Raw genomic sequence first — 23,877 nt, 5'->3', positions numbered from 1 at the left:
GATGTTTCGTTGAGCCTGCCTTATGGATTCTGATCGGGATGAAACGGGGGTTGCCGGACGTATTCCGATCGCGTGATCTCGAAATCCAGCTTTCTGTCCGACGATTCGCAGGCGATCCTCAGTCCGCAGGCCCGCCATAGCGCGACGGAACGGGCGTTGTCCATGGAAACATCCACAGGACGAAGCCGGTCGATTTCCAGCACCTCAAACGCGTACTCCATCAAACAGCATACTACTTCCCTGCCATATCCTCGGCCCCACAAGGACTTGTCCCAAATCCCGATCGGCATGCGCATCACCTTCTCGTCCGGAATCTTTGCGCGGTCCAGATTCATCCACTGAAGGCATACCTCGCCGATCGTCCTGCCGCTCGCCTTTTCCACGATGGCAAAAAGAAACCCTTGCTCTGCCATGATCCTGCCCACCCGCGTGAGCGAATCCGCCGTCGGAGGATCGGCCGGCGGTTCTCCTTCCATGGCATTCAGGAATTCGGGATCCTGGTAGTAGGCCTCCGCGATCTCGAAATCTGCCTCCCGGAAAGGACGAAGTTGCAGGCGCGTGGTTTGCAGATGGACCTGGTGCCCGGCAAAGTGATCTGGCATGTCCGAATGATGTTCCTTGACCTTCATTTCACGTGAATACGTTTCGAATCAGGCTCAATCCAGACTTAACAGGGCAGGAAGTTCGGTCAATGTAGCGATTTGATAATCAGGTTCTATTCCCGTATCATTGAATGCGCCATTGCGATTCAACCACACCGCATGTACACCGACCGCCTGTGCGCCTTTGACGTCCGTTTCCAGCGAATCTCCCACGTGTAGCAGTTGGTCCAGGCTACAACCTGCTCGTTCCACCGCGATCTGATAGGTCCTCGGATCCGGCTTTTCGATGCCGATATCCTGTGCGTAGACGGCGAAGTCGAAACGGTCAGCGAGCCCGAAGTACTCCGGATAGTTGTTGCCGTTCGACAGCAGCCCGAGTTTGAAACGCAGGGCAAGGGCATCGAGCATGGGCACGACGTCCTGGTAAGGTCTGATGTCGTTGTACCGGTGTTCCAGGTACACTTCGTTGAGACGCGCCGACAGATCGGGACCCGCGTATCCGACATGATCAAGCATCCTGAGGAAGGACCTCCGCCGTATCTCGTCGAAGTCTCTTACCTTTCCCACGTATTCTTTCTCTTCCCGGTCGCGAATAGACCACATCTCCTCTACCGTCAGGCTTCGGGTTCGCTCACCCGGTACGCGCTTAATCAATTCATCGCGAACGGACTCCATGGATCGCATGATGACCCGGTCCGTGTCGATCAGCGTCTGGTCCACGTCGAAGGAGATTGAGGTGATGTTCACGAAGATGTCGCCCGCGACGTAAACGGATGCGGCCGGACCTCAGCCTCTAGTCGATCTGCTAGTTCGTCTTCGGCAACGTCGAGCGCATAGTCCATCTGGATGCCCATCCAGAATTGGGGTGACATGCCGAAATATCGCGCCAACCTAAGGGCGGTATCGGCTGTAATACCTCGCTTCCCCAGGACGATTTCGTTGATGCGACGTGCCGGTACGCCTATGGAAAGTGCAAGCTGGTTCTGACTCAGATTCATCGGCTTAAGGAATTCTTCCATCAGAATCTCGCCAGGGTGTACAGGAGGCAGTTTCTCATTACTCATGGCAGGATCTCCAAATGATAATCCACGATCTCAACATCGTAGGCATTGCCGTTACTCCACGTGAAGCACTAACGCCACTTTGCGTTTATCCTTATGCTGTGCTGGCCAGCGCGATCGCCAAACGAACGTATCATGATAAATATATAACGTGTTACGTTAAACGACAAGGGTTATATTGAATGCACTTCAAGATACCACCCTAACTGAGATTACGGTTTGTGCGATGCGATTCGTCCACCTGTTGGCATAACACTGGAATCAATCCACTGCACCTGTAAATTGGCAGATGCTCTGGCAAACTTACCCGTAATCAATCGGTCGATTCTAGCCGTTGCTTCACGATATCATGATTCCGTTGGAGATTCAGCCAGAACCCCGGAGTCATATCCAGTGCTTTAGACAACAGCCACGCAGTCTCGGGAGTAACTCCTCTTTTACCCTGAATGATTTCGGTTAGCAGTTGAATAGGCATGCCGATCTGGTCGGCGAACGCGGCCTGAGTCATGCCCAGAGGTTTGATGAATTCTTCGAGAAGCATCTCACCTGGATGAGTAGGGATTCGGTTAAATGGTAACACGGTCGTCTCCTGTCGAAAACAATGGTTAGCGTATTTAAAGTATTAGTAGATTGAGGTTTGGATAATCTAGAACGTAACTTGGCACGACTAATTCCGATGACCTATTCAGAGTTCATAATAAACGACAGCGCGTTAGCCGATGGCCTTCGACGTACATTCGACCTCGGCAGTTCTGCGTTTCCACTTCGAAGAATAGGTACAGGCTTCAAGAGCATTGTCCTGGGCAGCCCTGCCGGCCTGGTCTTTCGGGTGGCGCGGAACGAGAATGCGCAAACAGGGCACCGAAGGGAGTGCTATGTCCTTTCAAAACTCAGGTCCCTTCTTCTCGTTGAGGTGCCGGAGGTCCTGGGTTATTGCGAGGAATCGGACATCTTTCCTTTCGGGGTTATGATGCAAAAAAAATTCGAGGGACCGGCCCTGGGCTCGGTACTCAAGCGATCGCCCAGCGTTAAGCCAATTGCGGGTTTAATGGGCGAGTTGGTTCTCGCCATACAGACGATAAGGCAGGACGACTTGCCGGAACTGCCGACATCCTCGGCTCCCCTACCGGAGGAAACATGGTCCTACGCGCACTCCTACCTGAAAGCGAACCTTTCGCCACGCGACCTGCGCAAATCTCAGAACTGGTGGGAACAGTACTGCGAGGACTGGGAACAGGGTTGTCCGGTCCAACGGTTTTCTCACGGTGACCTGTGGCATGAGCATGTCTTGTTTCATGCGACCGATGAACCCCGGATCGCAGGGGTCCTTGACTGGGAATACGCAGGATTTGGTGATCCGATCTTTGATTTCGTGCCGCAGATGCGCCTGGGTCGTGAATATGTGACCTTCATGCTTGAGGCATACCAGGCGAATGGAGGCGAATTCGGTCCTGGCGCCCTCTCGCGCATTGAATTGTACCTCCCCTACAGGGAACTCGGAGGGCTGTGCTATTGCCTGGAGACCGGAGATGAGCGTGAAGCTCAGTTTTGTTTAGAGAAGTTCAGGGCTGTTCTGAGTCCACTTGAATAGATTACTAAGTTGATTGTCGCATCTTTCAGACAACCACCTCTCTTGGCTAGAAAAGGCGGATCGATCATTCAGTACCCTAATGTGACAGTTCGGGATGTTGAAAACCTGCTCGTCAGCCTCGGACTGGATCACGTTCGGATCCATCCCATCACGGGAGGCTGGTCTTACTGTACCTTCGAAGTCGGGTTCAGGGGACACGATGAGCATGACGATTCCTCGACGCCCGGCTGGATCTTTCGTTTTCCCAGAAATAGTGTAGTCGTAGAAAACCTGCGAAAAGAACAGGCGGTACTGCCCATAGTCGCCCCTCGGACTGACTTCGCCGTACCGCGTTTCGAGTATGTGGGAACCAGGCACGGCCAGCCCTATGTGGGTTACCAGCGGATTCCGGGTCGTCCCCTTTCCGGCCGTCCATTCACGGGTGTCAAACTGTCCGCTGAAGTGGCCGAATCCATAGCGGCCGCGTTCTCCTCTCTGCATGATATACCGACATCGCTGGTCGCCGAGTCCTGCGGTGTGGAACCCACCATCGAGGCGTGGCAGCAGCGCTACCACGAGCTGAGGGAAACTGTCCGGGCCAGAGTATCGCCCTTACTGGACTCACGTTCGCGCGACGCGGTAGAACGCGGTTTCGATCGGTTTCTCGACGTAGAACTCTCGACGTTCGAGGACGTCGCCCTGGTGCACTGCGACCTGGGTTGCGAGCATATCCTGATCGAAGAGGACGGGATGGCCGTGACCGGGCTGATTGACTTCGAAGACGTGACCATCGGCGATCCGGCGATCGATTTCGTCGGTGTCTTCGTAACTATTGGCATGGAGACCATTGAGCGGGTCCGTGCCAGTTATACGCGTGCGTTTGACGCCAACTTCATCAGCCGGCTCCGTTTCTATACCTGGATGGCATCCTGTCACGAGGTCATCTACGGTTTGGAAGAAGGAAGGTCGGATCTGGTGGAGGACGGAGTTGCAGGGCTGCAGGCCCGACTCGGCCACGCCGGGTTGCTTTGAGCGGCCGATACACTCCTGATCGCGGCCACTGTTCCTAACTGTGCGGTCATTTCTAGGCAACCATTTCATTGCAGCCGCCCTACTCATACCTCAGCGTATCCACCGGGTTCGCCCGGGCCACGCCGACGACACGGAGACTCACCGTTACCAGGGCAATGGCCAGGACGACCGCGCCGGCGGCAAAGAAGGCGGCGGGACCGACGTCCGCCCGGTAGGAGAACAGCTGAAGCCATTGCCGCATGGCGATGTAGGCGATGGGCGCGGCCAGTACCGTAGCGATCAGGACCAGGTAGACGAATTCCCTCAGAAGCAGACCCGTCGTCTGGACGACCGTGGCCCCGAGTATCCTCCGCATGCCCACTTCCTTCGTACGCCGTGCCGACATGAATGAGGCCAGGCCGAACAGCCCGGCGCAGGCCATGAAGACCGCCACGGACGAGAAAACGCCGAAGACTTCCCGTAGCGTCGCCTCGGCCGCGTAGAGCCGATCGTAATCCTCGTCGAGAAACGAATACACCATGGGAACGTCCGGCATCTGTTGCTTCCAGGTTTCCTGGATCCAGGAGACCGTGCCCCTTACGTCATCGGATTGGATGCGGATCGCGTAGAAGGGCAGGTTTTCCCGGGGCCAATGCCGGATGATCATCGGCTCGATGCGATGGTGCAGGGACCGCATGTGAAAGTCCGCGATCACGCCGATGATCCGGCGATCGTGCGCCCAGGGATGGCCGATGTGGATCAGGACCTCCTGGTCGACGGCCTCATCGGGAGTGTTCCATCCCAGCTGGCGCATGGCGGTTTCGTTGATCATCACGGCTTCCCTCCGATCCGCCAGACGCGAACTCGAAAGACTCCGGCCGGCCAGCAGCTCCATCCCGAATACTTCGACGAAATCGTCGGTGATCGCCCAGTCGAGCAGGTTCTGCGCTTCCGCCTGCGGCCGGTCGGTCCGCCGCGTCCCCGTCGTGGCGAGCAAACCCTTGCGTCCCGTGCGGCCGGGCAGCATCAGGGTGGTACCGACGCTTTCGATCCGGGGATACTGCTCGAGCGTTTCCCTGAAAACCGGATACTGATCCACAAAGGCCGGGAAACTGGAGGGCCCTACGAGCACCCGTTCCGGCTGCAGGCCCAGTCGTTTGCCCTGGATGTAGTCCAGCTGCGCGGTGAACACCCAGGTGCTGCCGAGCAGCAGGATCACCATCATGCACTGGCCCATGACCAGCAGCCTTCGTACCAGGTGGCGGGTTGCGCCGGTCCCGGTCCGGCCTTTCAAGTGATCCGCCGGCGTGAAGGCCGCCGTGAAAAACGCGGGATAGCTGCCGGAGATGAAGCCCACCAGGAGGGTTACCGCGGCGATGCCTGTCCAGAACTGCCAGGAACGGAAGATGTCGAGCGCGATGGTCTTCCCCGTGAGATCCTGGAAGAACGGCAGACTGAGCGCGACGAGGATCAGTGCGGTCACGATGGCGACGCACGTGATTCCGAAGGATTCGCCCACGAACTGGCGGACCAGTTGCCCGCGGTTTGCACCAAAGGCCTTCCGAAGCGCAACCTCGCGATAACGCGTGAGCGAACGGGCGGTCGCCATGTTCATGAAGTTGAAACAGGCCAGCAGGACGATGACGACGGCAAGGGCGCCGAGGAGCAGCAGGTACGTGCCGTTGCCGTTCTCGCCGGCCTCGTTCTCGAGTTGAGAGTAGAGGTAGATGTCGGTCAGTGGCTGCACCCGGAGGCTCATCGTGATGTTCTCCGCTTCCCACCGCGCACCGAAACGGTCCTCGAGCACATCCGGCATTTTCTGCGCGAAGGCGATGGGATCCGCATCCGGCGACAGCAACAGGTAGGTATAGAAGGAAGGCCAATCCCACTGCTCCAGGTAATCATCTCCCAGGATATCGAGCGACCCCTCGATCCCGAGGAAAAAGTCCGCCTGGAAATGCGAGTGCCCGGGCATATCCCGCATCACCCCGGTGACGGTGAACGGATACGTATCCAGCGATACCGTCTCGCCGAGGGGATCGGCGCTTCCGAAGTACTTGCGCGCCATGGACTCGGTGATGACGACCGATCCCGGATCCTGCAGCGCCTGCTCGGGATTGCCCCGCACCAGGGTGAAGGAAAAAACATCGAAGACTTCGGAATCCGCCCAGAACACGCGGTCTTCGAAGTACGATTGGTCTTCATACCGAATGATCCACCCGCCGAATGGCGGACTGAGACGGGCGAAGGACTGAACTTCCGGTAGTAGTTCCTGAATGGCGGGACCGAGGACGGGGGTCGTCTTCGCGTTGGTTCCGTTTACGACGCGAAAGATGCGGTCCGCGTTCGCATGGTACCGGTCATAGGCCCGTTCGTCTTGTATATACAGGCCGATGAGGACCGCGCAGGCCATGCCGACGGCCAGGTTCAGGATATTGAGCGCGGCATAGGGCTTATGCCTGAGCAGATGTCTCGCACTGATCGTGAGGTAGTGTTTCAGCAAAACGCGGCTCCGTTAACGGGCATGCAGCATCTCCATAAATGCCTCGCGTCGCGAGAAGTCCTCGACCCAGGATTCACACTTACCCTTAAGCCGCGGTCCGACGCCAATGAAATGCCATCTCAACTCCCGGGTCGCCCGAACATCCCATTCGGCATCGCCTACGTATACGATTCGCTGGAAGGATTGCCCCTTAGCTTCCAGAATATCCAGGCACTGATGCATGATCGCCGTTCGTTCGAGGCCGTCATCGCTGGAAGCAAGGACGGCGTGCTCCAGGTTGAATCCAGCATGTTCGAGTTTCATTCGGGCGGTATGACCCCATCCTCCGGTAGCGAATCCGACGGCAAATCCGGGGGCAGCGCGAAGCTCATCGATCAGGTCGATCGCCCCTTCTATTGAATTACATTTGCCACCGTTACGAAGGTATTGGCTGACCTTGTCGCCGAATCTGAAGCTGACTTCCCGGATCCTGTCCTCGCCTCGAATCCGGACCTTGCCTCGAATCCGGTTCTCTTCCATGATCTGGCGCAGAATGCCTGAGTCGGTTACATGTCTGTATGTATTCCACGCTTTGCGGATGCACACATCTCCCAGAACGTCTCTTACCGCGGCGACGTACAAGTCGTCTTCGAAACCGGAACTCTCGACCAGGGTCCCATCGATATCGAAGATCACGGCGATCTTTGTGGTCGTTTCCATTTGTTCGAATGATGCGGCGTCAGCGTGAAGAGGTGATCAATCACGATTGGGTGCTGATTTCAATAGTAATGGACATTCCCGGCGTGTCGTGCTATTTTCAGGCGGCTTTGTGAAGGACAGATCATAGAAGGTAACAAAGGGAATCGATCCCTACAAGAGTCACGAGGAGCATACTAAGATGTTAGTCAAACTGGCGCTGCCGAAAGGAAGTCTGCAAGAATCCACCTTTGAGCTCATGCGCAAGGCGGGTTTCCATTGCACGGTCAGCAGCCGGTCCTATTCCCCCTGGGTGGACGACGAAGAACTGGAAATCATGCTGATCCGGGCCCAGGAGATCGGCCGTTACGTCGAGGACGAGGTCTTCGACGCGGGGCTTACGGGCAAGGACTGGATCGTGGAGACCGGGGCGGACGTGGTGGAGGTGGCGGAACTGGTCTATGCCAAGCATACCCGGCAGCCCCTTCGGTGGGTGCTGGCTGCGCCCGAGGCGTCGGACATCCACAGCGTCCAGGACCTGGAAGGAAAGCGCATCGCTACGGAAGTCGTCAACATCACGGAAGCCTACCTGAAGAAACACGGCGTGACCGCGAAGGTGGAATTCTCCTGGGGTGCCACCGAGGCCAAGGCCCCGGAACTGGCGGACGCGATCGTGGAAATCACCGAAACAGGCGGTTCGATCCGGGCCAACAAGCTTCGGATCCTCGATACGCTGATGGTGTCCACCAACCGGCTCATCGCGAACAAGACGAGCTGGCAGGATCCGGACAAGCGGCGCAAGATCGAGAACATCGCCCTGCTGCTCAAAGGTGCCATGCTCGCCGAGGAAATGGTCGGCCTTAAAATGAACGTGAAGCGCGCCGACCTGGACGCCGTGGCCGAACTGCTACCCGCGCTGCAGAACCCGACCATATCTCCCCTGGCCGACCAGGAGTGGGTGGCCATCGAAGTGATGATCGAGGAGCACACCATCCAGCAGTTGATCCCGGCGCTCAAGCGGGCCGGCGCCCAGGGACTGGTGGAATATCCGCTGAACAAGGTGATTTACTGACGGTGGCCACACCATGGATCAGAAGCTTCGAAAGGCCGACGCTCCCGGGGTGAAGGCGGCGGTCCGCGCCATGTCCGGTTACACGCTGGTCCAGCCGGACTGCCCGGTCAAGCTCAACCAGAACGAATGCCCCTTCGACGTGCCGGAAGAACTCAAGCGGGAGATCGTGGACGAGGCCCTGGCAAGCAACTGGGGCCGCTATCCGGATTTTGTCCCCGGCGAGGTCAAGGCGGCCATCGGTAAGCGGCATGGGCTGGGTCCCGAGTATATCCTGATTGGAAACGGCTCCAACGAACTGATCCAGTCGATCTTCCAGGCTACGGTCTCGACGGGCGATGGGGTCGTGCTGCCCGCGCCGACCTTCACCCTGTACGCCCTCATGGGCAGGATCGCGGGCGCTGAAATAAGGACGGTACACCTCAAGCGCGATTTGAGCTTCGACGTCGATCGGCTGGTGGAAGAAAGCGCTCATCCGGACGTCCGGCTGGTGGACCTGTGTTCCCCGAATAACCCGACCGGCTCGATGATCACACCGGAAGATACGGTGCGAATCGCCGAAGCGACCACGGGCCTGGTCGTGGTGGACGAAGCCTATTTCGAATTCTGCGGCGTGTCGTGTATTGAGTTGCTGGACCGTCATCCCAACGTGGTGATCACACGCACTTTCTCGAAAGCCCTCGGCGCGGCCGGTCTTCGACTGGGCTACCTTGCCGCCGATCCTGCCGTGGCACGAGAGATCGAGAAAGTCAAACTCCCCTATAACGTGAACGTTATTTCCCTGATTGCCGCGCGGAAGTTGATCGGCCAGGATGCACTGATCGAGGAACGTGCGTCGCTGATCCGGTCGGAAAGGCAACGGGTATTTGAAGCCCTGCGGGGCATGCCGGGCATCAAGCCTTATCCTTCCCACGCCAACTTCGTCTTGTTCGAGGCGGAACGGCCGGTCGCCGGGATCTTCCACGGACTCATCGATCGGGGCGTGCTCATCCGCGACGTCAGCCGCTATCCCATGCTGGAGCGGGGCATGCGCGTGACGATTGGCCTGCCGGAAGAGAATGATGCTTTTCTCGAGGCGCTGCGGGAAGTGCTGGCCACGCAAGATTGAGTGCGTTCCCCGAAGTCGGACGACTCCACATGCACGTCAGACAAGCCATTCCGGAAGACACCGATTGCCTGCTCGAACTCATGAAGGGACTGGCGCGGTACGAAGCCTATATCGACCAGTTTGCCGTGACGCGGGAGAGCATCCTCGAGCACGGTTTCGGAGATGAGCGTTTGTTCACCGCGTTCGTCGCCGAACACGACGATGAACTGGTCGGGATGGCGGTCACCTATTCGATCCACTGGACCTACACGTTGCGGCCCAAGCTCGTACTCAAGGAACTGTTTGTCGCCGAGGCTGCCCGGAATTTGGGCGTGGGAAAGGCTTTGATGGCGTCGGTGACCGCGCATGCCCGGTCCATGGACGCGTCCGAAGTCATCTGGACGGTCATGGCCGGAAACGCCGACGCCGAGGCGTTCTACCGGTCCCTGGGCGGCTTACCGGATCGGAAGTGGAACAACTGGACGCTGAGACTCGATACGTAGCTGTTGTTCGCCCATGGGCGCCCAGCCCATGATCCCCTGCAATTACTTTTTGCGCGACCTTAGCCTGGCCTGAACGATGTAGATCACGAGCGCCAGCACCCCACCATAGATGGCGAAGGCAGGTGTATCAGCGCCTTGCTCGCCCAGCATGAAATTAAGCGCGCCGCCGGCAAGGATGCCGAACATCATGGCGACCAATGCCTTCACGAATGCAGGCATCTGGGGGCGGGATCTTCGTTCTGTCATTTTGGGTCCTCCTTTTTACAACCTCCAACTCCAATAGACGCGCCCGCAGGCCTTCTCCGTTTGCGCTTCCGGAAGCGAGGACAGGTACGCGTCCACCCCGTCCGGGGCGTTCCTGGTCGGCTTCGGCCTACTCATCGTCTATGGCGATCGAGTAGGAGGTCATGGTCTTTATCTTCATGCTCGCCGCACTGGTGAATTGAACCACATCGCAGAAGGCGTGGGCCTGGCCCGAGTTCGATCGGATCACGCCGTTGACTGCCGCCTCCCGGCCATGGGTGATGATGGACTCGATGACCAGGTCGCTCGTTCCGACACCTTTCATCGCTTCCAGCAATGCGCGGACGTTTTCTTTTCCTTCGATCACGCTATCGCCCACCAGGTTCCAGACGATATCGTCGCTCATTGGCGACAGGACGCCTTCGATGTCGGCGTGCGCGAAGGCAGAGATGAAGTCCCGCAACAGAGCCTTCTTCGGCGCGTTCTTGCAGTCGGGTTTAACAGTGATGTTGGGCATGACCTGGCCTTTCGATAATGAAACGGATATGTAGCGAACTTGCAGGCAACTACTGAACGGATCTGCAGTTGGTTGTTGACCGGACTTAATGGTCGTCTCGGATTTCGAGCAGCGAACGCACGGCCTGGCTTACGGCGGGCCACGTCACGGAACCCGGTACCATGAACTCGTGATGGCCGGCGTTCGGGATGATGACGTGTTCGACAGGGTCACCGGCCGCGTGGGCTGCCGCCGCGTAGGCCACACCCAGTTCCAGCGGTACCACCCAGTCGTGTTCCGTGCTGATCATGACCTGCGGAAGGCCCAGGGGCAGCATTTCTACGGGCGATCCGTATCGAAATCGCCCCGCCATACGCTTCTCAAGCTCTTTGGATGATACGCCGGCACCTCCAAGCAGTTCCGCCACCACGCCTTGCCGGCACTCCGCATCCGCATGGGGAACGAAACGCTTCAGATCGCCCGGGCCGCCCAGCACGACGGTGCCGCGTAACGACAATGGGTCCGCGATCCAGAGCGGGCTATCCGTGGGCAGCCGGTGGCGCGCTGCCGTCCAGAGGGCGAGGTGGCCGCCCGCCGAATGGCCGATGGAAATAACGCGATCCAGGTCGAGGTCGTGGTCGGCTGCCAGCGTGTGCAGGTGGTCTGTCGCGCTCCCCGCGTCGAGAAAAGTCCCCGGCCATCCGCCACCCGCCTGGTCCACGCACCGGTACTCCACGTTCCAGGTCGCGATGCCCTCGTCCCGCAGGGCGTCGGCCAGCGCATCCGCGTTGCGCAGATCAGCGTAAATCGACAGCCAACAACCGCCGTGCAGGACCACGGCCACCGGATAAGGACCTTGACCGGCCGGTATGCGCAATTCGCCGAACTGGGGAGGCATTGGACCGTAGGACGATCGGAAATCCGCGGGCTTGCTCGGTAGCGCGTTGACTACGTCGGGGGTAACGAAGGGATGGTTGTCTGAAGTGAACCTGTCGGTCATGATGGGATGATCGCGAGGAGAGGGACGACACAGGCCAAATGGTCAGGACACAAACCGATATCGCCCGTCACGGCAGAAACCGATCGCGTTCTTCGGGCGTGGGCAGCCTGCATGCTTCACGCCTGCCGAACCAGCGGTACCGGTTGCGCGCGACGATGCGATAAATGAAATCGCGCAGGGGACGTGGAAAAACATACAGCACGGCAGTCAGGCGCCATGCGCCACCCAATCGTATCAGGGCGTGCAAAACCGCGTTGGACTGGTCGAAATGCCTGTCTTTATCGAGGAATATAAAGGATCGGGGGTCGTCCGCCTCGCGCCCGCTGACCTGGTGGACGCCGGCTTCGTTGCTTCCGGGCCCGCGGCCGCTGGCATCGCCGTCCACCCCCAGCAGACGTCGCGCGGTTTCGCCCTGCAATGGCGCATACCGGAAGCGGTGCTGGCTATCCGACCGCAGCATGAAGTCGACGAACCGGTTGCAGAGACCGCACACGCCATCGAAAAACAGGATCGGATGCCTGTGTTCCGCTTCACTGTGGGCCGAGTCGTTCACCGCCAAGTGTCCTTCACCGGGCCGATTCCGTTACCGTACGGGGTTGGTTACCGGGCCCAGGTCTTGTTCTCGAGGACCGACTGGGTCTCGTAGATCGAGCCGCCTCGTTCCGGGCCGGGCAGGGGCATGCGTACGGGCAGGTCGGCCATGCGCGGCATGTTGGTCGGTTCGCCCCGGAGGAGGTTGCCGTTGAAAACGTCCCAGTCGCCCGCTCCCGTGAGCGGCCAGGCGTCGGCGGCAGCCATCTGGAACAAGAGCAAGCGCCGTGGTGCGCCTGAATAGTTCGGCGCCGAACCATGCAGCGTCCGGACGTGATGGATCGATATCCCGCCCGCGGGCACTTCGAGCGCCACGACGTTATCCGGGGTGAAGTCGGGATCGTTCACCGCGCCGCAGAACCGTCCGTCCTGGTGGTGATTGTAAGTCGGGCCTTTGTGGGAGCCCGGTATCACCAGCAGGGCGCCGTTGGCTTCGGTCATCTCATCGATGCAGACGCCCACGGCCAGGATATCGTCGTTGGTGTGGGGATAAAAGGACCAGTCCTGGTGCCATTCCACCGGGCTGCCGTAGTCGGCGGACTTCATGTTCAGCTTGTTGCCGTTGGTCCGGATGTCGTCGCCGATCAGCTGCGCGACGATGTCCAGGATGTTGTCGTGTTTGATGGTGCGCATGTACACGTCGTGGTGATCGATCGGGCTTTTGAGGCGGCGCACCTGCGGATCGTGCGCCGAGTGACCCGGCTCGAGATCGTAAAAATCCGTGTGATCGGTAAAGGCGGCCGCTTTTTGCACGAATTCGTCCGTCACATGCTGCAGGTCCGCGACTTCCGCATCCGATAGCACTTTGTCGACGGTCATGTAACCGTTCTCGTGGTAGAACTCAACCTGTTCCTGGGATAACATTTGGACCTCCGTGAAGGGACTGCCCGTTCTCAGCCGTACCGTTCCTCGTTCGGCCGCGGCAGGCGATCTTCGACCGGCAGCAGGACCGGTCCGCCGCGCCGAGGCTCGGAGAGGTAATAGTAGGCCGTGCTGGCGTAGTCGTTGCTCAATTTGTTCGCATGGCCGTGCTCTATGGACATGCGGAAACTTTTCCGAAACCGGATCGGATCTTCGACGTGATACCGGTATACGGTGTTCTTGCCCTTGAATCTCCAGTCCGGGTTGCCGCTGTAGAGAATGATCCCGTGGTACGGCGCCTGGAACTCCGTCGTCGGGCCGTATGCGCCGTGATACCAGTCTTCGGTGCCCGTGCCGTGCAGCGACGGCGGCCACGCCTCGCCATCGATGAACATCATGTCGTCGCCTTCGCCGTACCAGTCGTTCGGGTTCCGCTGAAAGCAGTCGATGTCCAGGTGGGCGCCGCAGTAGATGCCGTTGCCCTCGACCTCGCAGATGACGTAGTTGTCCCGGTCGCTCGTGTTCAGCCAGCGCGGGTCGTTCCGGTATTCGTCGGGTTTGAGCCCTTCCTCGAAGGCCCAGCCCTTCGTATCAGCCTCCCGGCGCCACTGTACGTGAAAATACGCCTGATCCGCCACCGCGTCAACGGTGGGATAGGCCTCGCAGTCGATGTAGAAGTAATGGAAGTAGCCTTCGTCGCCCTGGTTTTCCACTTCCAGCACGGCCTTTTCCCTGAAGGGCATGGGCCACCACGCGTTGAATCCCTTGCCGTCCTGGGGGCTCATCTGCAGCGGGGCGGTGATGAAATCCTTGCGCATGCCGTGACCCAGGCCGAAGAAATCGCCGATGGGACATTCCACGCTCGGCTCCGTGCAACCGTCCCAGTACATGCGCAGCACGATGCGGCGGCAGTAGTCCTCCGACGGGATCCCGAGCGTCATCCAGATGTGCTTGATGCACCCCGGACCGTCGATCTGTCCGATGACCCGTTTCTCACCGGCCTCGATCCGCCAGGCGTCGGTGTTGGCGCCCGTGGTGTCCCAGCTCGAAATCCGGTGGCTCCTGTACGTGCGCAGCGTGGGCAGCGACGCCAGACTGGTCTGACCGATCATGGATCCTACCTTGCAGATGTGTGGACGTGGTCCGTCCGTCACTCTCCGTAGTTCGGTTCGTCCGGACGGGGCAGGCGTTCCTCGACTGGCAACAAGGCCGGTCCGCTCCGCCGCGGCTCGGACAGGTAGTAATACGCCGTGCTCGAATAGTCGTTGCTCAACTTGTTCGCGTGACCGTGCTCAATGGAAATATGGAAACTTTTCCGAAACCGGATCGGATCCTCGATATGGTAGCGGTAGACCGTGTTCTTGCCCTTCCACCGCCATTCTTCGTTGCCGCTGTAGAGAATGATGCCGTGATAAGGCGCGTTGTACTCGTCGGTCGGGCAGTAGGCGCAATGGTACCAGTCCTCCGTGCCGGTCCCGTGCAGCGACGGCGGCCACGCCTCGCCGTCGATGAACATCATGTCGTCTCCCTCGCCGTACCAGTCGTTCGGGTTCCGCTGGAAGCAGTCGATGTCCAGGTGGGCACCGCAGTAGACGCCGTCACCTTCGACGTCGCAGATGACGTAGTTTTCCCGCTCGCTCAAATTCGACCAGCGCGGGTCGTTCCGGTAGGTTTCCGGCTTGAGTCCTTCCTCGTAGGCCCATCCCCGGGTGTTGGCTTCCCGCCGCCACTGCGTGTGAAAATACGCCTGGTCCGCCACCGCTTCAACCGTCGGATACGTCTCGTAATCGATGTAGAAATAGTGGTTGTATCCCTCGGTCCCCTGGTTCTCCACTTCGACCACGGCCTTGTCCCTGAAGGGCATGGGCCACCAGGCATTGAACCCCTTGCCGTCCTGCGGGCTCATCTGCAGCGGGGCGGTGATGAAATCCTTGCGCATGCCGTGACCCAGCCCGAAGAAATCGCCGATAGGACACTCCACGCTCGGCTGCGCGCTGCCGTCCCAGTACATGCGCAGCACGATGCGGCGACAGTAGTCCTCGGTCGGGAGCCCGAGCGTCATCCACAGGTGCTTGATGCATCCCGGGCCATTGATCTCGCCGATGACGCGATTCTCGCCGGCTTCGATGCGCCAGAAATCGGCGTTTTCTCCGGAGGTATTCCAGCTGGAAATCCGGCGGCTGTCGTAAGCACGCAGCGAGGGCAGCGACGCCAGGCTGGTCTGACCGATCATGGATTCTTCCTTTCGGGTTGTTGACGATACCAGTTGTAACTTCCGTGAATATCAGCTATAATTTATTGAAATAACTGAACTTTATACACGACCTCCTCGGCAGCTTCACCACATCGCCGCGCTTCGATCCGGCACGCAGGACCTACCACTTCGGCATCCCCACCGTCACCAGGGCCTCGGTCACCTGCCCGAAGGGCCGCCCGCCCACGGTCAGGTTCAGCGCCACGGGCTGCCGCCGGCATTGCGTGCCCTCCGGAAGGTGCAGCACCAGGCGGATCTCCTTCTGTTCCCGCGGACCCAGGGACAGGGTCGCCGTCTCGCTCTGCCAGCCTTCGGGACCCACCAGCCGGATGCGGGCCGGCTGCTCCGTGGGAAAGGGATTGAGCACCCATCCGCTGAACTCGATCGGTCCGCCCTCGGGCGCGTGGGCCCGGTACGGCACCAGCTTGCCGCCCTGGGACTCGGCGCCGAAGTGGGCATCGTCGTCCTCCAGCAGCATGAGCGTGGTGTGCACGTCGTCGAAGGCCTCCGCGGCTCGGCCGATCTCGGCGTACCATTCGGGGGACGTGCGGTAGGGACGGGTATGCCCCGTGATCACCAGTTCGGGCTCGAAGCGTTTCAGATCTTCCAGGAACCGATTGTAGCACCCCAGGTCGAGCCCGTTCTTGTAGACGTGGTTGGTGAACATGCGCGCGCCGGCCTCGTAGCCCACGCCGCCCCCCGTGTTGAAGAAGGCCTGGTCGCCCGTATGGGCTACGCGGGTCCCGTCGATCTCCATGCAGATCAAGGTGGCGAAGCGGGTGTGACCCGACATGGGATAGAGCGTGATGGGGATGTTCTCCCAGTGGACGGTCGTCCCGTTGGGGATGTGCCGGCCCACCCGGATCGGCTCGTGCCAGAGACAGGGCCGGTCGTATTTCACCGGGTGCTCGAGGAGGTCGCTGAACTGCACGCCCGCCAGGACCTCCGTCCCGTACAGTCGCTGGAGCATGGGGATGCCGTTGACGTGGTCGTCGTGGAAATGGGAGACGAGCGTCGCGTCGATCCGGTCGATCCCGAAGCGCTTTCGGAGCCCGCTGATCCCGTGGAGGATCGGCCTTCGGTTGGACACGTGCGACTTGCCGGGCTGGAACCCGGTCCTCACGTTGTAGCCGTAGTCGATGGACATGACCTTGCCCGTGTCGCTGATCACGAAATGGGTCTCCGCCCCGGCGTACTTCGAGCGGTACAGGTGGGGCAGAACCTCTTCGATATCGTCCTCGTCCGTATCCTCCATCGGTTCGGCGACGCCGGGCTGGATCTCCTCGAGGCGCTTCAGGTTCGCCTTGAAAGCCGCGATGGCGCCGGCCGGGTCGTCCACCGGGTCCCCCAGGCTCGGGAGCAGACGGCCCGCCCCGTTAGCGAGCAGGCGGTTGACGGCGTGGTACAGGTTCCACGCGCCGGTGTAGTCGTTGTAGTTGTACTGAAGGGGCGCCAGGCGGGTCGTCTTCCCGGTCCCGCAGATCACCTCGCCGACGAACCCGATGCGCCTGCCGCCGATGGTCACGACGTAGCTGCTCGCGCCGTTGGTCATGCCGGGCGTGGGCACGACCTCCCACGACAGCCCCGCGATGTCCCGCGTCTCGTAATCCATCATCCAGCCGTCGACCGGCACGGGCCGGACGGGCGAGAAGCGGTCCCAGCGGTTGTCGTAGGAGTTCCAGTGCTGACGTTCGCGGAAGTGCTGTTCCGGGTCGACGAGATACTCCTGGTCCCAGTATGGTCCGAGTATCCGGACCCCCTTCTCGCGCAACCTTATGGCGCCGTCCGTGTGGTCGCGGAAGTGGTGAGTGAGGAGGACCGTCACCGGCCTGCCGCCCGCGATTTCGTCGAGGTGGTCCACAGCCTCGCCGGTGCCGGCGTTGACCAGCACGACCCCCTCCGGTCCTTCGACGGCATAGACGATGCAGCTGTCCTGAAATCGGTAGATTCCTTCTTCAATTCGTTCCCAATGGGAAGGCATGGGAATATCGCTCCTTGGTTGGTCTCGGTCGTTCGTTCCGGTCGTCGGCCGGTGGCTGGCCGGTTCGACGGGATTCTGAACGGTTTGACAGGTCCCAGGGTTTGGTGGCGGGAACACCACGCACAACCTCGTCCATTATGCACGCGAAGGCATCCGCGGGCAACCCTTACCGCATGACACCGGTACAAATGTATTGTAATCCGTTCCTGAAACGTATAAGTTCAATGCAGCGATTGCTTTATTCCCCCGGAATCTGATGCGCGCCGGTACAGATTCCGGGTCGCATTCGTACGGAAACCGATACGTGTTCCTGCCACTGCCGGGGTCCGATCTTGGCCGACGTCGAAACCCTATACGACCGCTACTTCCTCGAATACGCCACCTACGTCGTCAAGAACCGGGCGATTCCGGAGATCGACGACGGCCTGAAGCCCGTTCAGCGCCGCATCCTGCATACCCTCTTCGAGATCGACGACGGCAAGTACCACAAGGTGGCCAACGTCGTCGGCCAGACCATGCGGTTTCATCCCCACGGGGACCAGTCCATCTTCGGCGCCCTGGTCTCGCTCGCCAACAAGGACCTGTTCATCGACAAGCAGGGCAATTTCGGCTCGGTGCTCACGGGCGGCCAGGCCTCGGCCGCGCGCTACATCGAATGCCGGCTCACGCCCCTCGCCCGGGAAGTGCTGCTCAGCCCGGAAATCACCGAGTACGTGGACTCCTACGACGGGCGCGCCCGCGAACCCGTGGTCTTCCCGGCCAAGGTACCGGTGGCGCTCATCCTCGGCGCCGAAGGCATCGCCGTGGGCATGTCCACCCGCATCCTGCCCCACAACCCCATCGAGGTCATGGAAGCCCAGGTGTCCTGCCTCAAGGGCGAGCCCTTCCACCTGTACCCCGACTTCCCCACCGGCGGGCTCATGGACGTGAGCGAATACGAGGACGGAAACGGGCGCGTGTATACCCGTGCGCGGCTTGAGCCCAGGGACGATGGCGTGGTCATGGTCCGCGCGCTGCCCTTCGGCGAGACGACGGAAAGCCTGATGAAATCCATAGAGGAGGCGTCCCGCTCGAAGCGCATCGCGGTGTCCGGACTGACCGACTATACCACCGACGGCGTGGAGATCGAGATCCGGACGAAACCCGGCGCGGAAACCGCGGACATCAACGACATCCTGCAGGGCCTCTACGCCTTCACGTCCTGCGAGGTCGCCCTCGCCGCCAACCTGCTGGTCATTAGCGACGGCCATCCCCGCGTGATGACCGTGACGGACATGATCCGCCACAGCACGACCCGGCTGAGGGAGATCCTCGAAGCGGAACTGAAGATCGAGGAGCGGGATCTGCGCGCCCAGCTCCGCGCCCGGAGACTCGAGCAGGTCTTCATCGAAAACCGTATATACAAGGATATCGAGGATGTCGACCACATCGAGGGTGTATACGCCGCCGTGCGCGAGGCTATCGCGAAGTATAGCCCGGTTTCGACCACGGCCCGCGCCGTGGACCGGGGTATGATCGAACTCAACGAGGCGCCGCCGGAGATCCGCGACGCGGCCCGCAGCCTGCTGACGACCGTCTACCGCAGCCTGGATTTCGAGCACTACGGACCGAGCCGCGAGATGATCGCCCGGAACCTGGACGCGGTCGGCCACGGACCGGAGCCGCATCGACGCCTGGTGCGGTCGCTGCTGGCGGCGATCCGGCACGAGCTGACCGCGACGCGGCGCATGGCCGCCGTGGAAGACATCATTACGGCCGACAACCTGACGAAGGAGGACCTGGACCGGCTCCTCGACATACCGATCTATCGCATCACCCGGTACGGTATCGACCGGGCCGAATCCGAGATGCGGGAGATCGAAGGCCAGCTCAGGACGGTGCTACATAATCTTTATCACCTGACGGATTTCGCCATCGCTTTCCTGGAGCAGCTCATCCGCACCTACCGCGATGAGCATCCTCGCCGTTCGGAGGTCAAGCCCTTCACGCCGGTGCAGGAACGCGACGCCGCAGCCCGCGACCTGGTGCTCCGTTACGACACCGAATCCGGGTACATGGGCTACACCATCGAGAGCGGCCGGCCACTCTTCAACGTCTCCCTCTACGACCGGGTCGTGATCGTGCGCTCCGGCGGCGTCGCGGGCGTCCACAATACCCTTGACAAAATGTACGTCGATCTCGATATCCTGTACTGCGCCATGGAGGAACCGGGCCGCGTGTTCACGGTCGCCTACCGCGATCTAGAAGGCTTCGCCTGCATCAAGCGCTGCACCATGGACCGCTGCCGGATCAACCAGCTCTACGAACTCGTGCCGGGGGATTCGGAGTTGCTGGATTTCACGGCGGACGCCGACCCGGAGATCGTAATGAAAGTTCTGGACGCGAAGGCCGAGGAGGAAACCCGCGAGTACCTAAAAGCGGACGATTTTCCCATCCGAAGCCATCGTGCGAGAGGCGACCGGATCGAGCGGACGGATGTCGCGGATGTGGAGTTTGTGACCAATAACAGTATCAACCAGGAAAGGTGATCTTCATGTCTTCATGGAATCTGTTGAGCTGGAACGTGAACGGGGTAAGGGCGGTGACGAAGAAGGGCTTCATCGAGTGGTTCCAGGGGGAGGCGCCGGACATCCTGTGCATCCAGGAAACCAAGTCCCAGGAATCGCAACTGGACGCCAAGATCACGGATGTCGAAGGATACACGAGCTACTGGTCGGAAGCGGAGAAAAAAGGATACAGCGGCGTTGGTGTCTACACGCGCCACGAACCCATCAGCGTCGAGAAGGGGTTCGGCGAAGAGCGGTTCGATTCGGAAGGCCGGACCCTGGTGCTGGAATACCCCGATTTCACCCTGTTCAACGTGTACTTCCCGAATGGCAAGCAGAACGCCCAACGGCTTCAGTACAAAATGGACTTTTACGCAGCCATCCTGGCCCACTGGGAATCGCTCCGTGCGGATGGTAAAAAACTCGTCATATGCGGCGACGTGAACACGGCCCACAAAGCGATCGACCTCGCCCGCCCCAAGGACAACGAGAAGATCTCCGGGTTCCTTCCCATGGAACGCGAGTGGATCGACAAGATCGTTGATATGGGCTATGTAGATACATTCCGGCAATTCGACGAAGGGCCGGACAACTACACCTGGTGGCACCTTATGTCCGGAGCGAGAAAGCGGAACGTGGGCTGGCGCATCGATTACTTCTACGTAACCGAGGATCTGATGCCCTCAGTCTCCAACGCGTGGATCATGCCGGACGTCATGGGGTCGGACCACTGTCCGATCGGGATTGAAGTGGGGGTGGGGTGAGGGGTATCGGTAGGGAATCGGAAATGTACTAAGGCTTTGCAGTACCGGGCAATTGCAAAGCGACGTCATCGAAGGTGTAAACAGCGCTCAACTCGTCGCCCGCGACAGCCAGCTTTTCTGCCTTGCACACGATCAGGGAATCGGCGAAGTCCGCCTCCGTCCTGCGATAGGCCTGCAGGGCGCTCCAGACCACCTCGTCATCCTCAAAGCACAGATTTGCGTCTTGCAGCAGGTTATTGACCAGATCGATCAGGTCGGCCCGGGTCGCGCGATACCGGCGGTCGGCTAACGTCCACACCGTTTCCGCCAGTACAACGTCCGTAATGAGCACGCGCTCGCCGCCTTCAATCACGCGACGCGCACGTGCAGCTTGACCCTCCTCATCTCTCAGAAGATAGCGCAGCAGGACATTGGTGTCGATGGCGATCAAGGTGTCTGGTCCTGCTTTCCTTCTATCGCGTCCTGACGCGATTCCTCATCTGAAACCGTCGGATCGCCTACGAGATGCATCAGGCATCCCCAGGCGCTTCCGGGCTCTTGGCGGACTATGGTAATTCGTCCGTCGGCCACGAAGCTCAGACACTCGTCGCCTGGCTTGATGCCGACTAAACGGCACTGATCCGCCGGAAGCGTGATCCGTCGCCTGGCGTTGACTTTAGGCACGTTACGCTCCAGTGTTGTAGATCGGCTAACAGACTATCAGCAAGATAAAACACGAGATTATCCGTTTTCCCTATGACCATTTACTATAGAGGATTCGAGTTTAAGCGTGTATCGCGCCGCCGATCTTTCGGTGTGGATGTCCATTCAAGAGGATGTCGGAGTTTGATGCCGAGTTTCAATTCCTGCGGAGGGTAGTCTATGGACTGGGAACTGCGATCATCGGCGGGCTAATAACCATCATATTCCAACATTGGCGGGGTTGAAGGAGTATTCCTATGGTAGACGAGAAAGGTCGGCTGATTGACCCACGAAAGGCCGAGATACTGAAAAGCAAAATACTGGATCTGTTGACCGACGAAGAGATTGAGGTGCTTGGTATTGAGGTCGAGATCAGACTGAAGAACGGATATCAGGATAAAGTCTGGTACGCATGGAAAAACCCGCTTCCTTCCGCATGACCGTCCAGGCCAGCGACGCACGGGAGCCGCGTTCTGCATTTTCTTGAGACTCAGGGTAGCCCGTTCAACATCTCACTCCGACGCATTACTCGAGTTGTCCAACCTTTCCAGCGCCCCCTCAAGCGCAGCGGCCAGGACCCTGGGCTCGTCCGTCCCGATGCGGCAGGTCTTGCCGTTCTTCATCTTCAGTTCCACCGCCTCCAGTCCCGACACGTTGTATAGCCAGCCCCGCGGCGTAAGCCGGATCCCCCAACCATAAAGCCAGGAGTTCCTGACCGGTTGGCAGGACTCGATCTGATCCAGGGCGAACCGCTTCCGGATCAGGCCGATGCCGAAACTGATGCGCAGGTCCTGGCCATCGATCGTGACGGTCAGGTTGTGGAACAGCGCCAGGACACCGAGCAGGAAAACCAATATCATCCACACGAGGGGTGCCGCTCCGGCCATCCACGCGGGCAGAATGACCAGCGGCAGGATGGCGATAATGATGACGACGTTGACCGTGCCGAACTGGGTGTGGCGATAGTTGCTCATAGCATTTCATCCTGCCAGGGTTTGATCCATAGACCCGCCAGCCTGCCGTCCCGGTCGAGGACGACGCGCACTTCGGGTGGCCGGGACGCATTCCCGTACCGGCCTTTGAAGCGGTGGATCAGCAGGTGCGGCTGGCTGTCCATGTATCGGGTTTCGATGTAGTCCAGGCCCTCGAAGGCGCCGAACAAAAACCGGATGGTCTGGTGGTTCTGGCGCTGTACCTCCGCGGTAAAGCCCACGCGAAAGTACTCGGCGGCCTCCTCCGTACTCAGGGCTTCAAAGCGGCCCTGTTCGTGGCCCTCGAGGATCCGTGTGGCCAGCTGCGCGGCCCGATGGTGCTGATCGGACTGGACGGGTACGCTGGCCACGGGCTGAGGGGCGATGGTGCCCTGCAGGAGCTGTCCCGTCGCACCGGTGGCCACCTCGCCCACGGCGATGGCGGCGATGAATGCACCGATCGCCCAGCCACCGGCGACATTGCACGACACGGCAAAGCCTCGGTACATCAGAAGCACGATCCAGACCAGCAGCAACACCATCACCGTACCCATCGCAGTGAGGCCAGCAAGCTGTGCGACCGAGAAGTGCGAGGCGCCCTGGGCAATCAGAGAGGTCGTGAGGTCGCGAAAGGGCGGCGAAATCACGATCAGGGCCACGAGCAGTCCAGGCGCACGGGCCAGGGCCTGGGTGCCGAAGACGTCGATGAGGCGTACGCGGCTACGGCTGAGACCGCGCCCGGTAAGGTAGAGCAGGGCGCTGGGTACGATCCACGCCATAAGGCCCTGCGCTATGGCGAGCCAGATTGGCGTCGGTGTCGAAAGCTGGAAGGAAAGCGTGCCCGTGTAACGGTAATCGAATGCGCCACCGAGCCAGGCGGTCAAGATGATGCATGCCAGTCCCCAGGCCAGCGCCGGACCGCCGGCCAGGTAGTGGAAGGGATTGAACAGCCACGTGCGCCGGACGGAAGACTCGCGTGTGTGGGAATCGAGGGTGTGGGAAGCGTCCAAGACTGGCGTCCTTCTATCTATTGCGAGAAGCTACTTGCTTCGCCGAGTTCTTCCTCTGGCCGATCCGCCGCCCCCAACGAATCCAGATGCTCGACCAGGTCATCGAGGCGGTTCCGCAGCGTGGGGTAGGAGACGCCGTAGTGTTCGGCCATGTCCTTGAGATTGCCGCCGGTCTGGAGGAAGCAGAGCACGAAGGCCTGATCCTCCGGGGCAAGCCGGGCCAGCGGCGGCAGGCGAAAGCCGCCGATCACGGCCGTATCGCACTCGGTGCAGTCCAGGCGGGTGACCTTCAGGGCCGAGGCACAGCCCGGGCAATGGGCGGGTAAACGCGGGTTCGGTATCTGAACAGAGTCGTTATTCAAATCGGTGTCGCTGGTCATAGGAGGTCCACGTTTCGT

27 protein-coding genes are annotated in these 23,877 nt (G+C 60.1%); 8 read left to right on the top strand and 19 right to left on the bottom strand.

What is annotated here, in order from left to right:
* Positions 1–20: 20 nt before the first annotated feature.
* From F4Z81_12865 to F4Z81_12850, 4 genes are all read right to left on the bottom strand, one after another.
* Entirely contained in the window at positions 21–629 is a 609-nt protein-coding gene (locus F4Z81_12865; GenBank protein ID MXW05939.1) for a GNAT family N-acetyltransferase, read from the bottom strand.
* Between the two features lie 27 nt (positions 630–656).
* A complete protein-coding gene (locus tag F4Z81_12860; protein ID MXW05938.1) occupies positions 657–1,355 on the bottom strand; it encodes an HAD family hydrolase in 699 nt (232 codons plus the stop codon).
* The gene (locus tag F4Z81_12855; protein ID MXW05937.1) at positions 1,346–1,666 is read right to left on the bottom strand and encodes a HigA family addiction module antidote protein; all 321 of its coding nucleotides are present in this window, start codon (positions 1,664–1,666) and stop codon (positions 1,346–1,348) included. Before F4Z81_12855 ends, F4Z81_12860 begins: the two co-directional genes overlap by 10 nt.
* A gap of 310 nt (positions 1,667–1,976) precedes the next feature.
* A complete protein-coding gene (locus F4Z81_12850) occupies positions 1,977–2,243 on the bottom strand; it encodes a HigA family addiction module antidote protein (GenBank protein MXW05936.1) in 267 nt (88 codons plus the stop codon).
* A gap of 96 nt (positions 2,244–2,339) precedes the next feature.
* Here F4Z81_12850 and F4Z81_12845 point away from each other — a divergent pair, with 96 nt between their 5' ends.
* Together F4Z81_12845 and F4Z81_12840 are read left to right on the top strand one after the other, a co-directional pair.
* On the top strand, positions 2,340–3,254 hold the full coding sequence (locus F4Z81_12845) for an aminoglycoside phosphotransferase family protein (GenBank protein ID MXW05935.1): 915 nt from the start codon (positions 2,340–2,342) through the stop codon (positions 3,252–3,254).
* On the top strand, positions 3,255–4,265 hold the full coding sequence (locus F4Z81_12840) for a phosphotransferase (protein MXW05934.1): 1,011 nt from the start codon (positions 3,255–3,257) through the stop codon (positions 4,263–4,265).
* A gap of 79 nt (positions 4,266–4,344) precedes the next feature.
* Here F4Z81_12840 and F4Z81_12835 read toward each other — a convergent pair whose 3' ends face one another.
* Both F4Z81_12835 and F4Z81_12830 read right to left on the bottom strand, forming a co-directional pair.
* Positions 4,345–6,747 carry an FtsX-like permease family protein gene (locus tag F4Z81_12835; protein MXW05933.1) on the bottom strand — a complete coding sequence of 801 codons (2,403 nt, stop codon included), beginning with the start codon at positions 6,745–6,747 and terminating at the stop codon, positions 4,345–4,347.
* 12 nt (positions 6,748–6,759) lie between these two features.
* Positions 6,760–7,446 (bottom strand): HAD family hydrolase, encoded by a 687-nt coding sequence (locus F4Z81_12830; GenBank protein MXW05932.1) that lies wholly within the window; start codon positions 7,444–7,446, stop codon positions 6,760–6,762.
* 178 nt (positions 7,447–7,624) lie between these two features.
* Here F4Z81_12830 and F4Z81_12825 point away from each other — a divergent pair, with 178 nt between their 5' ends.
* Genes F4Z81_12825 through F4Z81_12815 form a run of 3 tightly spaced genes read left to right on the top strand, consistent with a single transcriptional unit; the run spans position 7,625 to position 10,081 of the window.
* Positions 7,625–8,494, top strand: coding sequence for an ATP phosphoribosyltransferase (locus tag F4Z81_12825; protein ID MXW05931.1), 870 nt, complete (start codon positions 7,625–7,627; stop codon positions 8,492–8,494).
* A 13-nt stretch (positions 8,495–8,507) separates the two neighbouring features.
* The gene (gene hisC / locus F4Z81_12820) at positions 8,508–9,599 is read left to right on the top strand and encodes a histidinol-phosphate transaminase (GenBank protein ID MXW05930.1); all 1,092 of its coding nucleotides are present in this window, start codon (positions 8,508–8,510) and stop codon (positions 9,597–9,599) included.
* 29 nt (positions 9,600–9,628) lie between these two features.
* Positions 9,629–10,081 carry a GNAT family N-acetyltransferase gene (locus tag F4Z81_12815; protein ID MXW05929.1) on the top strand — a complete coding sequence of 151 codons (453 nt, stop codon included), beginning with the start codon at positions 9,629–9,631 and terminating at the stop codon, positions 10,079–10,081.
* A 42-nt stretch (positions 10,082–10,123) separates the two neighbouring features.
* Here the strand turns inward: F4Z81_12815 and F4Z81_12810 are convergent, their stop codons facing one another.
* The 8 genes from F4Z81_12810 to F4Z81_12775 all read right to left on the bottom strand — a co-directional run bounded on the left by F4Z81_12810 (position 10,124) and on the right by F4Z81_12775 (position 17,507).
* A complete protein-coding gene (locus F4Z81_12810; GenBank protein MXW05928.1) occupies positions 10,124–10,327 on the bottom strand; it encodes a hypothetical protein in 204 nt (67 codons plus the stop codon).
* Positions 10,328–10,454: 127 nt separating this feature from the next.
* Positions 10,455–10,841, bottom strand: coding sequence for a nuclear transport factor 2 family protein (locus tag F4Z81_12805; protein ID MXW05927.1), 387 nt, complete (start codon positions 10,839–10,841; stop codon positions 10,455–10,457).
* 85 nt (positions 10,842–10,926) lie between these two features.
* A complete protein-coding gene (locus tag F4Z81_12800) occupies positions 10,927–11,820 on the bottom strand; it encodes an alpha/beta hydrolase (GenBank protein ID MXW05926.1) in 894 nt (297 codons plus the stop codon).
* Positions 11,821–11,887: 67 nt separating this feature from the next.
* Positions 11,888–12,331 (bottom strand): DUF393 domain-containing protein, encoded by a 444-nt coding sequence (locus F4Z81_12795; GenBank protein MXW05925.1) that lies wholly within the window; start codon positions 12,329–12,331, stop codon positions 11,888–11,890.
* Between the two features lie 89 nt (positions 12,332–12,420).
* Positions 12,421–13,275: a phytanoyl-CoA dioxygenase family protein gene (locus F4Z81_12790; protein MXW05924.1), complete on the bottom strand. Its 855-nt coding sequence runs from the start codon at positions 13,273–13,275 to the stop codon at positions 12,421–12,423.
* A 29-nt stretch (positions 13,276–13,304) separates the two neighbouring features.
* The gene (locus tag F4Z81_12785; GenBank protein MXW05923.1) at positions 13,305–14,384 is read right to left on the bottom strand and encodes a DUF2961 domain-containing protein; all 1,080 of its coding nucleotides are present in this window, start codon (positions 14,382–14,384) and stop codon (positions 13,305–13,307) included.
* A 38-nt stretch (positions 14,385–14,422) separates the two neighbouring features.
* Complete coding sequence (locus F4Z81_12780; protein MXW05922.1) at positions 14,423–15,505, bottom strand: DUF2961 domain-containing protein; 1,083 nt, start codon at positions 15,503–15,505, stop codon at positions 14,423–14,425.
* Positions 15,506–15,647: 142 nt separating this feature from the next.
* Positions 15,648–17,507, bottom strand: a complete 1,860-nt coding sequence (locus tag F4Z81_12775) for an MBL fold metallo-hydrolase (protein ID MXW05921.1) — start codon at positions 17,505–17,507, stop codon at positions 15,648–15,650.
* Between the two features lie 332 nt (positions 17,508–17,839).
* Between F4Z81_12775 and F4Z81_12770 the strand changes: the two genes are divergently transcribed.
* Entirely contained in the window at positions 17,840–20,035 is a 2,196-nt protein-coding gene (locus F4Z81_12770; protein ID MXW05920.1) for a hypothetical protein, read from the top strand.
* Positions 20,036–20,040: 5 nt separating this feature from the next.
* On the top strand, positions 20,041–20,817 hold the full coding sequence (xth, locus tag F4Z81_12765) for an exodeoxyribonuclease III (protein MXW05919.1): 777 nt from the start codon (positions 20,041–20,043) through the stop codon (positions 20,815–20,817).
* Between the two features lie 28 nt (positions 20,818–20,845).
* Here the strand turns inward: xth and F4Z81_12760 are convergent, their stop codons facing one another.
* Both F4Z81_12760 and F4Z81_12755 read right to left on the bottom strand, forming a co-directional pair.
* Entirely contained in the window at positions 20,846–21,247 is a 402-nt protein-coding gene (locus F4Z81_12760) for a type II toxin-antitoxin system VapC family toxin (protein ID MXW05918.1), read from the bottom strand.
* Positions 21,244–21,480: an AbrB/MazE/SpoVT family DNA-binding domain-containing protein gene (locus F4Z81_12755; protein MXW05917.1), complete on the bottom strand. Its 237-nt coding sequence runs from the start codon at positions 21,478–21,480 to the stop codon at positions 21,244–21,246. The genes F4Z81_12760 and F4Z81_12755 overlap by 4 nt, the downstream gene beginning before the upstream one ends.
* Positions 21,481–21,755: 275 nt before the next feature.
* Here F4Z81_12755 and F4Z81_12750 point away from each other — a divergent pair, with 275 nt between their 5' ends.
* The gene (locus F4Z81_12750) at positions 21,756–21,938 is read left to right on the top strand and encodes a hypothetical protein (GenBank protein MXW05916.1); all 183 of its coding nucleotides are present in this window, start codon (positions 21,756–21,758) and stop codon (positions 21,936–21,938) included.
* Positions 21,939–22,010: 72 nt separating this feature from the next.
* On the opposite strand, the gene F4Z81_12745 is transcribed toward F4Z81_12750, so the two are convergent.
* Genes F4Z81_12745 through F4Z81_12735 form a run of 3 tightly spaced genes read right to left on the bottom strand, consistent with a single transcriptional unit; the run spans position 22,011 to position 23,859 of the window.
* Positions 22,011–22,472 carry a hypothetical protein gene (locus tag F4Z81_12745; GenBank protein ID MXW05915.1) on the bottom strand — a complete coding sequence of 154 codons (462 nt, stop codon included), beginning with the start codon at positions 22,470–22,472 and terminating at the stop codon, positions 22,011–22,013.
* Positions 22,469–23,479, bottom strand: coding sequence for a hypothetical protein (locus F4Z81_12740; GenBank protein ID MXW05914.1), 1,011 nt, complete (start codon positions 23,477–23,479; stop codon positions 22,469–22,471). Before F4Z81_12740 ends, F4Z81_12745 begins: the two co-directional genes overlap by 4 nt.
* 17 nt (positions 23,480–23,496) lie before the next feature.
* Positions 23,497–23,859, bottom strand: coding sequence for a DUF2089 domain-containing protein (locus F4Z81_12735; protein MXW05913.1), 363 nt, complete (start codon positions 23,857–23,859; stop codon positions 23,497–23,499).
* Positions 23,860–23,877 lie beyond the last annotated feature (18 nt).

It is taken from the genome of Gemmatimonadota bacterium (assembly GCA_009835325.1).
Classification (GTDB): Bacteria; JAAXHH01; JAAXHH01; order JAAXHH01; family JAAXHH01; genus JAAXHH01.
This window is presented reverse-complemented; position numbering and strand designations above follow the sequence as displayed.